Source organism: Streptomyces sp. NPDC111628, from assembly GCF_055635195.1.
The window spans coordinates 400,433-413,948 of record NZ_JBVKBZ010000006.1; the positions used below are offsets into that span (position 1 = coordinate 400,433).

The window sequence follows — 13,516 nt, forward strand, 5'->3', positions numbered from 1 at the left end:
GTGGCGGGGGTGCGGAGGTACCGGCGGCCGCGGGGCCCGGTCACCGGGTGCCGCCCGCGGCGAACTCGGCGACCGAGTCGGCGTTCGTCCGGGTCACGAACGCGGGGCCGGTCAGCACGGGGGCCACGCCGCCGCCGCTGACGTTGCCGTTGGTGCGGTACAGCCAGAGCGCGTCCACCGCGAGATAGCCCTGGAGATACGGCTGCTGGTCCACGGCGAACTGGACGTCCCCGCGTTTGACGGCGGCCACCAGGTCGTTGTCGAGGTCGAAGGTGGCGACGTGCGCGTCGCTGCCCGCCGCGTCGACCGACTCGACCGCGGTGAGGGCGAACGCCGCGCCGTTCATGACGACTTCGTCGATGCTCGGGTCCTGCCGCAGCCGGGCCGTGACGGCCGCACCGACCGCCTTCATGTCGGTGCCCTCGACGTAGAGCATCTCGGTCTCGCCGCCGAAGGTCTTCTTCACACCGGCGCAGCGGGCCTCCAGGGCGACGTTGCCGCGCTCGTGGATGACGCACAGGGCGTGCTTGGCCTTCAGGTCGTTCAGCTTGTCGCCGACGGCCCGGCCGGCGACGCTCTCGTCCTGCCCGAAGTACTCCAGGAGCCCGGTGGAACGCCAGGCGTCGATGCCGGAGTTGAGGCCGACCACCGCGATCCCGGCCGCCTTGGCCTCGGCGACCGGAGCCTTCATCGCCTGCGGCTTGGCCAGGGTCACGGCGATGCCGTCGGCCTTGTCACGGATGGCGTCCCGCACGAGGTCGGCCTGGTCGGCGGTGTCGGCGTCCCCGGCGTAGGTCAGGTCGACGCCGTCCTTGGCGGCCGCCGCCTCGGCGCCCTTGCGTACCCGGTCCCAGAAGGCGTCGCCCTCACCGCCGTGGGTGACCATGACGATCTTCATCCGGTCGCCGCCGGACCCGCGCGCGGCGTCCGCCGCCGAGCCGTCCTCGTCCCCGCCGAGGGCGGAGCAGCCGGCCACCAGCAGACAGACGGCCGCGGTGAGGGCCGCGGCGCGCAGGGGTCCGGGGGAGTGGGTGGGCGGGGGAGCTGTACTCATGGGGGCGGGGGCACCTCGCTGTGCGGCCGAGCAGGAGGAACGGGGCGGGACGGCCCGGAGCCGCGGGTCAGTGCGCCAACCGGGTGAAACTCGCCTGGCCGGAGCAAACCGTGTGTGACCGCTGGTAGTCAAGTGACCAGCCAACTCCTGTGAGTTGTCGGTGCCGCATCGTGATGAACGGAGGTGGCGAAAGCGGGCCGAAGCGGAATGCCGGGCGGTATGCCCGGCGGCGTGCCTCCTTGCGCAGGGTGGATCTGATGGTCAGTTAGGCCGTGAGTTATCGTGTACGGGGGGTTAAGACAGGCGGCACGGTCTGTTGAGTTCCAGCCCAGGAGAGTCCAGCCGATGGCGAGGCAGCTACGCGCCGAGCAGACCCGCGCGACGATCGTCGGTGCGGCGGCCGACCTGTTCGACCGCCGCGGCTACGAGTCGACCAGCCTGAGCGAGATCGTCGCCCACGCCGGGGTCACCAAGGGCGCCCTGTACTTCCACTTCGCGGCGAAGGAAGACCTCGCGCACGCCATCATGGAGATACAGTCCCGCACCTCCCGGCGGCTGGCGAAGGACCTGGACGGGCGGGGCTACTCCTCGCTGGAGGCGCTGATGCGCCTCACGTTCGGCATGGCCCGGCTCTGCGAGGAGGGGCCGGTGCTGCGGGCCGGGCTGCGGCTCGCCACCGCGGGCGTACCGGTACGGCCGCCGCTGCCGCACCCCTTCACCGAGTGGCGGGAGATCGCCACGTCCCGGCTGCTGAACGCGGTGCGGCAGTCCGACGTGCATCCGGACATCGACGTCGACTCCGTCGCCCACACCCTCGTCTGCTCCGTCGTCGGCACCCGCGTCGTGAGCAGCACGCTCGAACCGGCCGGGCGCCAGCCCCGTCGCCTCGCCGAGATGTGGTACATCCTGATCCGGGGCATGGTCCCGGTGACCCGGCGCGCCCGCTACCTCACCCTCGCGGCCCGCCTGGAACAGGAGACGGGCGCGGCCTGACCGCCCGGCACGGGATGCGCGGCCTGACCGTCCGGGCACGGGGGACGCGCGGGGTCCGACCGTCCGGCTCGGGGGACGCGCGGGTCCGACCGTCCGGGCACGGGGGACGCGCGCGGCCCGACCGTCCGGCACGGGGGACGCGCGCGGTCCGACCGGTACGGTGACGCGCATGTCCGACACCCCGTCCGCGACCGCCCCCGTCATCCTCGGCGACGAGCCCGGTTCCTTCCCGTACGGCGTGCTCGCCGAGCGGCACCCCGCCGTCGTGCGGCAGGTGCGGGACGCCTTCCCCTTCGACCCCGAACGGCGCCGCGCGCTCGACGCGTTGCTCGCGAGCTGCGCCGACGGCGTGGTCGAGCCGCTGCCCGCCGACGCCGACCCCACCGGCCGCGACCGGGACCGCTGGGCGCGGTGGGGCATGGACGCGTACGCCGGCCGCTCCTGGTACGACGTGCCCTGGCTGTGGGCCGAGAGCCACTTCTACCGTCGGCTCCTCGACGCCGTCGGCTACTTCGGCCCCGGCGTCTGGCAGGGCGTCGACCCCTTCCGTCCCGCCAAGCTGGCCGAACTCGACGCGCCGGAGACGGACGAGGAACTCGCCGCGCTCGACGGCCTCGACGAGTTGCCCGCCGAGGAGCGGACCCGGGCGCTGCTGCACGGCTCGCTGTGGGGCAACCGCGCCGACCTCGGCTTCCGCCTCTCCGACCGGGGCTCCGGCACCGAGGGCGCGGTGGAGGCACTCGTCGCCGACGACAGCGACACCCTCTGGTCCCTGCTCCCGGCCCCCGGAACGGGACCCACGGGCCGCGGTCCGGCCACGCTGTGTCTCGTCGCCGACAACGCGGGCCGCGAACTCGTCCCCGACCTGCTCCTCGTCTCGCACCTCCTCGCCGAGGGCCGGGTCGACCGGGCCGTCCTGCACGTCAAGCCGTACCCGTACTACGTCTCCGACGCCACGCCCACCGACCTGCTCGACGCCCTGCGGCGGCTGGTCGCGGCGGGCGGTGCGGCCGCGGCCCACGGCGAGCGGCTCTGGACCGCGCTGACCGACGGCCGCGTCACCGTCCGCGCCCACCCCTTCTCCTGTGCCCCGCTGCCGTACGCGGACATGCCCGACGACCTGCGCGCGGACTTCGCCGCGGCCACCGTCACCGTGCTCAAGGGCGATCTGAACTACCGGCGTCTGGTGGGCGACCGGTGGTGGCCGCCGACCACCTCCTTCGCGCGGGTCACCGCGTACTTCCCCGGCCCGGTCGCGGCGCTGCGCACCCTGAAGTCCGACGTGGTCACCGGGCTCGACGCGAAGACCGAGGCCGCGTTGGAGGCGAGCGGCGAGCGACGCTGGCGGACGAGCGGGACGCACGCCCTGATCCAGGTCAGGCGCTGAAGGAGAAGGAGGGAGAAGTTCCCGCATTCCGGGCTGATTCACGCGATGGTGTGATCATGTGCGGCCCGGCGGATGCGGCCGAAGGGCCGTGGGTAGGGCCGGGCCATGACGCAACAGCCCTTCCAACTCCCGCACTTCTACCTGCCGCACCCCGCACGGCTCAACCCGCATCTCGACGAGGCCCGCGCCCACTCGACGACGTGGGCGCGCGAGATGGGCATGCTGGAGGGCTCCGGGGTCTGGGAGCAGTCCGACCTCGAAGCCCATGACTACGGCCTGCTCTGCGCCTACACCCACCCCGACTGCGACGGGCCGGCGCTCTCCCTCATCACCGACTGGTACGTGTGGGTCTTCTTCTTCGACGACCACTTCCTGGAGAAGTTCAAACGCAGCCAGGACCGCCTCGCCGGCAAGGCCCACCTGGACCGGCTCCCGCTGTTCATGCCGCTCGACGACGCCGCCGCGATGCCCGAGCCGCAGAACCCGGTCGAGGCCGGCCTGGCCGACCTGTGGACCCGCACGGTGCCCGCGATGTCGGCCGACTGGCGCCGCCGCTTCGCCGTCGCCACCGAGCACCTGCTCAACGAGTCCATGTGGGAGCTGTCCAACATCAACGAGGGGCGCGTCGCCAACCCCGTCGAGTACATCGAGATGCGCCGCAAGGTCGGTGGTGCCCCGTGGTCGGCGGGGCTCGTGGAGTACGCGACCGCCGAGGTGCCCGCCGCCGTCGCCGGGTCGAGGCCGCTCAGGGTGCTGATGGAGACGTTCTCCGACGCCGTGCACCTGCGCAACGACCTCTTCTCCTACCAGCGGGAGGTCGAGGACGAGGGCGAGCTGAGCAACGGGGTGCTGGTGCTGGAGACCTTCTTCGGCTGCACCACCCAGGAGGCCGCCGAGTTGGTCAACGACGTCCTCACCTCGCGGCTGCACCAGTTCGAGCACACCGCGTTCACCGAGGTGCCCGCCGTCGCCCTGGAGAACGGCCTGACCCCGCCGGAGGTCGCCGCCGTCGGCGCGTACACGAAGGGGCTCCAGGACTGGCAGTCCGGCGGCCACGAGTGGCACATGCGTTCCAGCCGCTACATGAACAAGGGGGAGCGGCCCCTGGCCGGCTGGCAGGCGCTGACCGGCCCCGGCACCTCCGCCGCGGACGTCGGCGCGCTGCTCGCCGACGCGGTCGCCCGGCGCGCCCGCTCCTACAGGTACGTGCCGTTCCAGAAGGTCGGCCCGTCCGTCATCCCCGACATCCGCATGCCCTACCCGCTGGAGCTGAGCCCCGCGCTGGACGGTGCCCGGCGGCACCTGTCCCGGTGGTGCCGGGAGATGGGCATCCTCAGCGAGGGCGTCTGGGACGAGGACAAGCTGGAGAGCTGCGACCTCCCGCTGTGCGCCGCCGGACTCGACCCGGACGCCACCCAGGACCAGCTCGACCTCGCCTCCGGCTGGCTGGCCTTCGGCACCTACGGCGACGACTACTACCCGCTGGTCTACGGCCACCGCCGGGACCTCGCCGCCGCCCGGCTGACCACCGCCCGCCTGTCGGACTGCATGCCGCTCGACGGCGAGCCGGTCCCACCGCCCGGCAACGCCATGGAACGCTCCCTGATCGACCTGTGGGTGCGCACGACGGCCGGTATGACGCCCGAGGAGCGGCGCCCGCTGAAAAGTGCCGTCGACACGATGACCGAGGCCTGGGTGTGGGAGCTGTCCAACCAGATCCAGAACCGGGTCCCCGACCCCGTGGACTACCTGGAGATGCGCCGCGCCACCTTCGGTTCCGACCTCACCCTGGGCCTGTGCCGCGCCGGACACGGCCCGGCGGTGCCGCCCGAGGTCTACCGCAGCGGCCCCGTCCGCTCCCTGGAGAACGCGGCGATCGACTACGCCTGCCTGCTCAACGACGTCTTCTCCTACCAGAAGGAGATCGAGTACGAGGGCGAGATCCACAACGCGGTCCTCGTCGTGCAGAACTTCTTCGGCGTCGACTACCCGGCCGCCCTGGGCGTCGTGCAGGACCTGATGAACCAGCGCATGCGCCAGTTCGAACACGTCGTCGCGCACGAACTCCCCGTCGTCTACGACGACTTCCAGCTGTCCGAAGAGGCGCGGACCGTCATGCGCGGCTACGTCGCCGACCTGCAGAACTGGATGGCCGGCATCCTCAACTGGCACCGGAGCGTCCCGCGCTACAAGGCCGAGTACCTGGCGGGACGCACCCACGGCTTCCTCCCGGACCGGATCCCGACCGCGCCCGTGCCCACGCGGGGCGCCGCGCCGATCGCCGCGCCGATCGCCGCGCCGGGGAGCAGTCCCGCCCTGACGCACTGACCGACGTTCAGTCTCACTCTTTCGTGGCTCGTCACGCGCCGGTGCGCCGGGTAGAGCACCTGCCGGAGGCGATCCATGGAACAGACAGCGTTGCGTCCCAAGCCGATGCCCGGCCGGGACCCGGGGCCCGGCACCGAGCCCGACGGCGCCCGGCGCCCCCACGCCGGCCGTCGGCGCCGCCGGCGGCTCACCACCCTGCTCCTCGGCGTGCTCGCCGCGGCCGTCCTGCTCCTCGCGGGCGTGGGCCTCGGCACGGTGGGCGCCACGGTGATCGGCATGAGCAAGCTGGCGGAAGTGCAGCAAAAGGCCGCGGCGACGGGCACCCGTGGCGCCCCGGCGCAGCCGTCGGCCGGTCCGTCCGCCGGCCGGTCCCCCTCCCCGGCGCCGGCCGGCGCGACCCTCGGGGTGGAGGCCGTGGACGACGAGAAGCCCGGGGCCCGGGTCGTGGGCGTCCACGTGCCGGGCCCGGGGTACACGGCGGGCCTGGTACGGGGTGACGTACTGCTCGCCGTCGGCACGACCCGCGTCGACTCGGCGGCCGACCTCGCGCACGCCGTGGCCCGCGCCAGACCCGGCAAGGAGGTCAAGCTCACCGTGCGCCACCGCAGCGGCGGCTACCAGCAGCTGACGGCCGTACCCGGCGTCGTCACGTGACCGTGCGGAAGTGGCTGGTGAGCCGTCCGGCGTCGTCCAGCACGTGGAAGGCGAGCCCGACCGGCGCGTCCCGGTCCGCGACCTGCTCGCCCTCCCACGGCAGCCGCAGCGTCCACGTCACCCCGGGTCCCACCACCAGCGGCCGCCCGGCGAACACGGTGGCGGCGGGCGAGTGGGCGTGACCCGTGATCAGCCCGGCGATCCCGGGTCTGCGCTCCAGCAGTGCGGCCAGACGGTCGGGGTGGCGCAGCCGGTAGGAGTCGGGCAGGGGATGGTGCACGGCCGTGGGCGGGTGGTGGAAGGCGAGCAGGGCCGGAACGCCGTCGTCGAGTCCGTCGAGCGAGGCCTCGATCCAGTCGTACGTCTCCCCGTCCAGCTCCCCCTCGTCGCTGCCCTGGATGCTGGAGTCGCACATCAGGACCGCGCCGCCGTCGAAGACGTGCACGTCGTTGACCGGGCCGTCGGCGGCGGGGGCGCCGAGCAGGGCCTTGCGGTAGGGCGCACGGCTGTCGTGGTTGCCCGGGCAGGTGAGCACCGGGAACGGCGCGGAGCCGTCGCGCAGACCCAGGAGGCGGGCGGCCTCCTCGTACTCCGCCTCCGTGCCGTGGTCCGCGATGTCCCCGGTGACCAGCAGCGCGTCCACCCGCCCCGGCAGCCGCCACAGCCTCTCGCGCACCCGCTCGGCGCGCTCCGTCGCCCGCGGGCTTCCGTCCAGGTGCAGATCGCTGATGTGCGCGAGTACGAGCACGGTGTCGGCCTCCTCCGGGCGCCCGGACCGCGACGCCCCCGATGCTAATGCTAGAGGCGCATACAACCATTAGTCGTGAGGGTCGATCAATGCCAATCGGCTCGCGTCGCCCCCGTCCTGCGGGCAGGATGCTGCCCGTGGTCCCTTCACTCCTCAGCCCACTCTTCCGCCCCGGGAGGCCCGGATGACCGGCAGCAGCCCCGCCGCTTCCTTCACCGCCGACGACTACCGGGCCCGTATGGAGCGCGCCGCGCGTGCGGCCGCCGACGCCGGACTTGCCGGGCTGCTGGTGGCCCCGGGCCCGGACCTGGTGTGGCTGACCGGCTACGCGCCCACGGCGGACACCGAACGGCTCACCCTGCTCGTCCTCGCCCCGGACCGCGACCCCGTGCTCGTCGTCCCGACGCTCGAGGCCCCCGACGCGGCGAAGGCGGCGGGCGCCCCCGCCCTGACCCTGCGCGACTGGACCGACGGCAAGGACCCCTACGCGGCCACCGCCGCCCTCCTCGACGGATCCGGACGCTTCGGCATCAGCGACAACGCCTGGGCCATGCACCTGCTGGCCTTCCAGCGCACCCTGCCCGACACCTCGTACGCCTCCCTCACCGAGGCGCTGCCGATGCTCCGCGCGGTCAAGGACGCGGCCGAGCTGGAGCTGCTCGCGGCGGCGGGCGCGGCCGCGGACGCCGCCTTCGAGGAGATCCGGCGGGTCCGCTTCGGCGGGCGCCGGGAGTCCGAGGTCGCCGCCGACCTGGCCGGGTCGCTGCGCCGGTCGGGGCACTCCCAGGTCGACTTCACCATCGTCGCCTCGGGACCCAACGGCGCCAACCCGCACCACGAGGTCGGCGACCGCGTCATCGAGGACGGCGACATGATCGTCCTCGACTTCGGCGGCCTCAAGGACGGCTACGGCTCGGACACCTCCCGCACCGTCCACGTGGGCGAACCCACCGACGAGGAGCGCCGGGTGCACGACCTGGTCCGTGAGGCGCAGGAGGCCGGTTTCCGGGCGGTGCGGCCCGGCGCCGCCTGCCAGGACGTCGACCGGGCCGCCCGCGCGGTCATCGCCGACGCCGGGTACGGCGAGTACTTCATCCACCGCACCGGGCACGGCATCGGCGTCACCACGCACGAACCGCCGTACATGATCGAGGGCGAGGAGCAGCCCCTGGTGCCCGGCATGTGCTTCTCCGTCGAGCCCGGCGTCTATCTGCCCGGCCGGTTCGGGGTACGCATCGAGGACATCGTCACCGTCACCGACGACGGCGGCAGGCGGCTCAACGACACCACCCGGGAGATGGTCGTCGTCGAGTGACCGGTGACGGACCGACCCCGAACGCCCCGGCAGACCCTTCAGGACGACGGCGCGACATGACCCAGGCACCGACACCCACCGCGGACACCGTCCGCCGACTGGTCCGCTCCCTGCTGGGCGGGAGCACGGAACCCGACGTCCGGCCGGTCGCCGGGGGCACCGGACCCGGCACGTGGTGGGTCGGCCCCCGGCACGTACTGCGGCTGGCCCCCGACCGGGAGAGCGCGGTGCGCGGACGCCGCGAACTGCGCCTGCGCGAACTGGTCCGGCCGTACGTCCCGGTGGCGCTGCCGACCAGCGTGGCGCACGGGGAGTGGGCGCCAGGACTCGCGTACACGCTGGACGCCAAGGTGGCCGGCGGGTCGGGCGAGGACCACGACGTGTCGGCCCTGGGCGAGGCGGACCTCGCGGCGCTGCTCACCGGCCTGCGCGAGGTGCCGGTCCGGCAGGCCGAGACGCTCGGCGTACCGCGGGCGGCCCCGCGCTCCCTGGGGGCCCTGCGCCAGTCCGCCGAGCGTGCCGCCCACCGCCTCGCCGCGGCAGACGAGTTCGACACCGCGCGGCCGGAGCGGCTCACCCGGGAGGCGGCGGCCCAGCTCGGCGTCCAGCCGGGCGCGGCGGTCCTCGTCCACCACGGGCTGACCGGCGGGCACCTCGTGGTCAGCGCCGACGGCCGGGTGCGCGGCGTCCTCGGCTGGAGCGACGCGGTCCTCGGCGACCCGGCCGAGGACATCGCCGGGCTCGCCCTCTCCGTGGGTTCACCGGCCGCCGTCCGCGCGGCCACCCTCGCCGGCTACGGCGCCCGGCCCTGCCTGCGCGGCCTGTGGCTGGCCCGCTGCGACGCGGTCGTCCACCTCGCGGAGGCACTCGACGGCCACTCCGGCGGGCCGCTGCCCGCGGCCGTGCCGCTGCTCAGGACCCGGCTGCGACGCGCCTGGGAACCGATCCTCCTGGAACGCGTGACGGAGCTGCGCGACGACGGCCGGGACGACACCGGCTGACGGCCTCGAACCCCCTGCTCACTCCTGGACCAGCACCACGCTCGACTCGGCCGGTACCCGCAGTATTCCGTTCGCGCCCGGACCCTCCACCGGTTCCCACGCCGCCAGCACCCGGGCGGGCCGGTTGCCCAGCGGGATCGCCGCCGGTTCGGTACCCAGGTTGACGGCCACCCGGATGTCGCCGCGCCGGAAGGCCAGCCAGCGCCCCGTGCCGTCGTAGGCCACCCTGGTGTCGGCCAGGTCCGGGTCGGTCAGGTCCGGCTGCTCGGCGCGCAGGGCGATCAGCCGCCGGTACCAGTCCAGTACGCGCGCGTGCGGCTCGCGTTCCGGCTCCGACCAGTCGAGGCAGGAGCGCTCACGCGTCGCCGGGTCCTGCGGGTCGGGCACGTCCTCCTCCCGCCAGCCGTGCGCGGCGAACTCCCGCCGTCTGCCGCGCCGTACCGCCTCCGCCAGCTGCGGATCCGTGTGATCGGTGAAGAACTGCCACGGGGTGCCCGCCGCCCACTCCTCGCCCATGAACAGCATCGGCGTGAACGGCGCGGTCAGCGTCAGGGTGGCCGCGCAGGCGGCGAGGCCGGGGGAGACCAGGGACGCCAGACGGTCGCCCCGGGCCCGGTTGCCGACCTGGTCGTGGGTCTGGCTGTAGCCGGTCAGCCGGTGCGCGGCGACCCGGCCGCGATCCAGCGCACGGCCGTGCGAGCGACCCCGGAAGCCGGAGTACGTACCGTCGTGGAAGTAGCCCCGGGTCAGCGTCTTGGCGAGCGCCGCCAGCGGATCGCGGGCGAAGTCGGCGTAGTAGCCCTGCGACTCCCCGGTCAGCGCGGCGTGCAGAGCGTGGTGGAAGTCGTCGTTCCACTGGGCGTGCACGCCCAGACCGCCCTCCGCGCGCGGGGTGATGATCCGCGGGTCGTTCAGGTCGGACTCGGCGATCAGGAAGAGCGGCCGCTCCAGGGCGCCCGCGAGATCGTCCACGGCGGTCGACAACTGCTCCAGGAAGTGGCACGCGCGCGTGTCGGCCAGCGCGTGCACCGCGTCCAGGCGCAGCCCGTCGATCCGGTAGTCCCGCAGCCACGCCAGCGCGCTGTCCACCAGATACGCCCGCACCTCGTCGGAGCCGGGCGCGTCCAGGTTCACCGCCACGCCCCACGGTGTGTGGTGGGTGTCGGTGAAGTACGGGCCGAAGGCGGGCAGGTGGTTGCCGGACGGACCCAGGTGGTTGTGCACCACGTCCAGGACCACGCCGAGCCCGAGAGTGTGCGCCCGGTCGACGAACCGTTTCAGCGCCTCGGGCCCGCCGTACGGCTCGTGCACCGCCCACAGCGAGACCCCCTCGTAGCCCCAGCCGTGCCGCCCGGGGAAGGGGCACAGCGGCATCAGCTCGACGTGTGTGACGCCCAGTCCCGCCAGGTGTCCGAGGCGCTTGGCGGCGGCGTCGAGCGTCCCCTCGGGGGTGTACGTCCCCACGTGCAGCTCGTACAGGACGCCGCCGGGCAGCGGACGTCCGGCCCACGGAGCACGCCATGCGTACCGCCCGTGGTCGACCACCGCGCTGAGCCCGTCGGGACCGTCCGGCTGGCGGCGCGAGCGCGGGTCCGGCAGCACCGGACCGTCGTCCACCGCGAAGCCGTACCGCGAACCGTCCCGCGCCGGAGCCTCACCGCACCACCACCCCGGCCGCTCCGGATCGCGCTCCAGCGCGCGCGTGGCGCCGTCGCACTGCAATGTCACTCGGCCGGCCTGCGGTGCCCACACCTCGAACTGCACGGACGGTTCCCCTTCGTCTGCTCACCGTGATGTAGCGCGTCCATGTTCCAGCACGAGGGGATCATTCCGCTGAGGATTGCCCTCGCTCGCGGCGGGTGTCGTGACGCCCGCGCGCCGGGCGGGTGCCGTTTTCCCGTCTTCTGGACACTCCGGCTCCGCTGACCGACAATCAGCTGCGTGACGTCGTCCTTCGAGTTCCCCACGTACCCCGCGCGGTTGTCCGACGCGGAGCGCGACAAGGCGCTGAGCGTGCTCCGGGACGGCGTCGCCATGGGGCGCCTGTCGCACGACACGTACATCCGCCGGATGGAGCTGGCGCTCGCCGCCCGCCGCCTGGAGGAGCTGGCCGTGCTCACCGCCGACCTGCCCACCGAGAGCCGGCTGTCCCGGCTGGTGTTCGGCACCGTCGAGGCGGTGTCCGGATTCGGCGTACGACTCGGCCGGGCGTGGCGGGCCGAGCGCCTGCCCAAGCTGCTGCTGCCCCATCCCGGCGCCGGACATCCGCTGCGCATAGGGCGTGATCCGGCCAGCGGACTGCGGCTGAGCCACGAGACGGTCTCCCGGGTGCACGCGGAACTCATCCTTCAGGGCGGCATGTGGGTCCTGCGCGACCTGGGCTCCACGAACGGCACCACGGTCAACGGGCGGCGGGTCATCGGCGCGGCCGTCGTCCGCGAGGGCGATCAGATCGGCTTCGGCGGAATGTCCTTCCGCCTCGCCGCGAACTGACGCGACCCGGCGACCCGGCAGCGGCCCTCCGGGTAGATCCATGGCCTGCGCTTCACTCGCAGTCGTGACCGTCTCCGTGGCTCAAACCGCTTTGCTTTTCACGGTGTTGACGTACCCCGCAAGTCGTGACTGACTGTGCGTACACCGCGCACACCAGGTGAATCGACGGCTCGCTTCGTGGAGGTGTGCCCTGCCGCCCCTCCTGCGCTACCCGACCGTGGACGAGCTGGGCGCCCGGGCCGCCGCACTCGTCGCCCGGTACCCCCGACACGCCCGGCTGCGCCGCGTCGGCACCTCCCGCGCGGGCAGCCCGCTGCTGCTGCTCTCCGTCGGCCACGGCAGCCGCCAGGTCCTCGTCGTCGGCGGGCCGCACGCCAACGAGCCCGTGGGCGGCGCCACCGCCCTGCGGCTGGCCGAGCGGGCCGTGGCCGACCCCCGGCTCACCGAGGGCGCCGACGCCACCTGGAACCTGCTGCTCTGCATCGACCCCGACGGCCTGCGCCGCAACGAGGGCTGGCTCACCGGCCCCTACACCCTCGGCCGCTACGCCCGGAACTTCTTCCGCCCCGGCTTCCTGGAGCAGCCCGAGTGGCTGCCCGACGGCCCGGACCGCGCCACGCTGCCCGAGACCCGCACCCTGCTCGCGCTCCAGGACGAACTGCGGCCCTTCCTGCAGTGCTCCCTGCACGGCGTGGACGTCGGCGGCGGCTTCGTCGAGCTGACCCACGAGCTGCCGGGCCTCGCCCAGCGCATCTCCCACACCGCGGCCCGGCTCGGCATACCCCGCGAACTCGGCGCCTACGACACCCTGTACTGGCCCGACCTCGGACCCGCCGTCTACCGCATCCCGCCGCCCCGCCGCGGCGACCTCACCGCCGCCATCACCGAGGCCGCCGTGGACTCGACGTGGTGCCACCCCCGGCGCCACGGCACCGTCACCGCCGTCGTCGAGGCGCCCATGTGGGGCGTGGCGGCCGTGGCGGACGACTCGCCCCCGGTCGACCGCGACGGGGTGCTGCGCACCGTGAGCCGCACCCTGCGCCACGACACCCTCCGGCTGCGCCGCGTCCTCGCCCGGCTCAGGCCCCACCTCGCCGCCGTGCCCGAGGCGGCGCACCTGCTGGCACCGGTCGACGACTACCTGCTGGTCTGCCCCCGGCTGGCCGACGAGTGGGACCCCGACACCGACGACGGGACGGGCCGCTCACTGCCGCCGATGAACACGTCCCACCTCGTGGCGCTGCGGCTGGCCGGACGCCGCCTGTCGCTGCGCACCGCGGGACTGCTGCACCAGCTGGTCACCCGCACCGGGGGCGATCCGGCAGGCGTCCTGTCCGAGCTCGACCGGCTCGTCGACGAGGGCTGCGCCGACTACCGCGACGGCTGCGGGGCGCACTGGATACCGGTCGGGCGCCAGGTGGAGTACCAGACCCGGGTCGTGCTCGCCGCGTTCGAACTGGCCGGACGGCGTACCGGTGCGGGCGCCCGCCCGGGCGAGCCCGGCCGGGGATCCGAGGCCGCGGTGCCGATGCACCGCGACTGA

The 13,516-nt window shown here is 73.9% G+C and carries 11 protein-coding genes; 8 read left to right on the plus strand and 3 right to left on the minus strand.

Features of this window, described 5'->3' with window-relative positions:
• Nucleotides 1-40: 40 nt before the first annotated feature.
• Entirely contained in the window at nucleotides 41-1,054 is a 1,014-nt protein-coding gene (locus tag ACZ7MF_RS31225) for a substrate-binding domain-containing protein (protein ID WP_471481612.1), read from the minus strand.
• Nucleotides 1,055-1,399: 345 nt separating this feature from the next.
• Here ACZ7MF_RS31225 and cprB point away from each other — a divergent pair, with 345 nt between their 5' ends.
• The 4 genes from cprB (at nucleotide 1,400) to ACZ7MF_RS31245 (ending at nucleotide 6,416) form a co-directional block, all read left to right on the plus strand.
• The gene (gene cprB / locus ACZ7MF_RS31230; protein ID WP_361006637.1) at nucleotides 1,400-2,047 is read left to right on the plus strand and encodes a transcriptional regulator CprB; all 648 of its coding nucleotides are present in this window, start codon (nucleotides 1,400-1,402) and stop codon (nucleotides 2,045-2,047) included.
• Between the two features lie 169 nt (nucleotides 2,048-2,216).
• On the plus strand, nucleotides 2,217-3,434 hold the full coding sequence (locus tag ACZ7MF_RS31235) for a damage-control phosphatase ARMT1 family protein (protein ID WP_471481613.1): 1,218 nt from the start codon (nucleotides 2,217-2,219) through the stop codon (nucleotides 3,432-3,434).
• A 105-nt stretch (nucleotides 3,435-3,539) separates the two neighbouring features.
• Nucleotides 3,540-5,762: a germacradienol/geosmin synthase Cyc2 gene (cyc2, locus tag ACZ7MF_RS31240; RefSeq protein ID WP_471481614.1), complete on the plus strand. Its 2,223-nt coding sequence runs from the start codon at nucleotides 3,540-3,542 to the stop codon at nucleotides 5,760-5,762.
• Between the two features lie 75 nt (nucleotides 5,763-5,837).
• Nucleotides 5,838-6,416 carry a PDZ domain-containing protein gene (locus ACZ7MF_RS31245; protein ID WP_471481615.1) on the plus strand — a complete coding sequence of 193 codons (579 nt, stop codon included), beginning with the start codon at nucleotides 5,838-5,840 and terminating at the stop codon, nucleotides 6,414-6,416.
• Here ACZ7MF_RS31245 and ACZ7MF_RS31250 read toward each other — a convergent pair.
• Entirely contained in the window at nucleotides 6,409-7,164 is a 756-nt protein-coding gene (locus tag ACZ7MF_RS31250) for a phosphodiesterase (protein WP_471481616.1), read from the minus strand. The two genes, ACZ7MF_RS31245 and ACZ7MF_RS31250, sit on opposite strands and share 8 nt — an antisense overlap.
• Before the next feature lie 184 nt (nucleotides 7,165-7,348).
• On the opposite strand from ACZ7MF_RS31250, the gene ACZ7MF_RS31255 reads away from it, so the two are divergent.
• Together ACZ7MF_RS31255 and ACZ7MF_RS31260 are read left to right on the plus strand one after the other, a co-directional pair.
• Nucleotides 7,349-8,479 carry a M24 family metallopeptidase gene (locus ACZ7MF_RS31255; protein ID WP_471481617.1) on the plus strand — a complete coding sequence of 377 codons (1,131 nt, stop codon included), beginning with the start codon at nucleotides 7,349-7,351 and terminating at the stop codon, nucleotides 8,477-8,479.
• Between the two features lie 56 nt (nucleotides 8,480-8,535).
• Entirely contained in the window at nucleotides 8,536-9,480 is a 945-nt protein-coding gene (locus ACZ7MF_RS31260; protein WP_471481618.1) for an aminoglycoside phosphotransferase family protein, read from the plus strand.
• Nucleotides 9,481-9,498: 18 nt separating this feature from the next.
• Here ACZ7MF_RS31260 and treZ read toward each other — a convergent pair whose 3' ends face one another.
• Nucleotides 9,499-11,244, minus strand: a complete 1,746-nt coding sequence (treZ, locus tag ACZ7MF_RS31265; RefSeq protein WP_471481619.1) for a malto-oligosyltrehalose trehalohydrolase — start codon at nucleotides 11,242-11,244, stop codon at nucleotides 9,499-9,501.
• Between the two features lie 177 nt (nucleotides 11,245-11,421).
• Between treZ and ACZ7MF_RS31270 the strand changes: the two genes are divergently transcribed.
• Together ACZ7MF_RS31270 and ACZ7MF_RS31275 are read left to right on the plus strand one after the other, a co-directional pair.
• A complete protein-coding gene (locus ACZ7MF_RS31270; RefSeq protein ID WP_471481620.1) occupies nucleotides 11,422-11,973 on the plus strand; it encodes an FHA domain-containing protein in 552 nt (183 codons plus the stop codon).
• A gap of 217 nt (nucleotides 11,974-12,190) precedes the next feature.
• Complete coding sequence (locus tag ACZ7MF_RS31275) at nucleotides 12,191-13,516, plus strand: M14 family zinc carboxypeptidase (RefSeq protein WP_471481621.1); 1,326 nt, start codon at nucleotides 12,191-12,193, stop codon at nucleotides 13,514-13,516.

Coding starts and splice junctions, on each gene's coding strand:
- ACZ7MF_RS31225 (WP_471481612.1), bottom strand. CDS start 1,054: ATGAGTACAGCTCCCCCGCCCACCCACTCCCCCGGACCCCTGCGCGCC.
- cprB (WP_361006637.1), top strand. CDS start 1,400: ATGGCGAGGCAGCTACGCGCCGAGCAGACCCGCGCGACGATCGTCGGT.
- ACZ7MF_RS31235 (WP_471481613.1), top strand. CDS start 2,217: ATGTCCGACACCCCGTCCGCGACCGCCCCCGTCATCCTCGGCGACGAG.
- cyc2 (WP_471481614.1), top strand. CDS start 3,540: ATGACGCAACAGCCCTTCCAACTCCCGCACTTCTACCTGCCGCACCCC.
- ACZ7MF_RS31245 (WP_471481615.1), top strand. CDS start 5,838: ATGGAACAGACAGCGTTGCGTCCCAAGCCGATGCCCGGCCGGGACCCG.
- ACZ7MF_RS31255 (WP_471481617.1), top strand. CDS start 7,349: ATGACCGGCAGCAGCCCCGCCGCTTCCTTCACCGCCGACGACTACCGG.
- ACZ7MF_RS31260 (WP_471481618.1), top strand. CDS start 8,536: ATGACCCAGGCACCGACACCCACCGCGGACACCGTCCGCCGACTGGTC.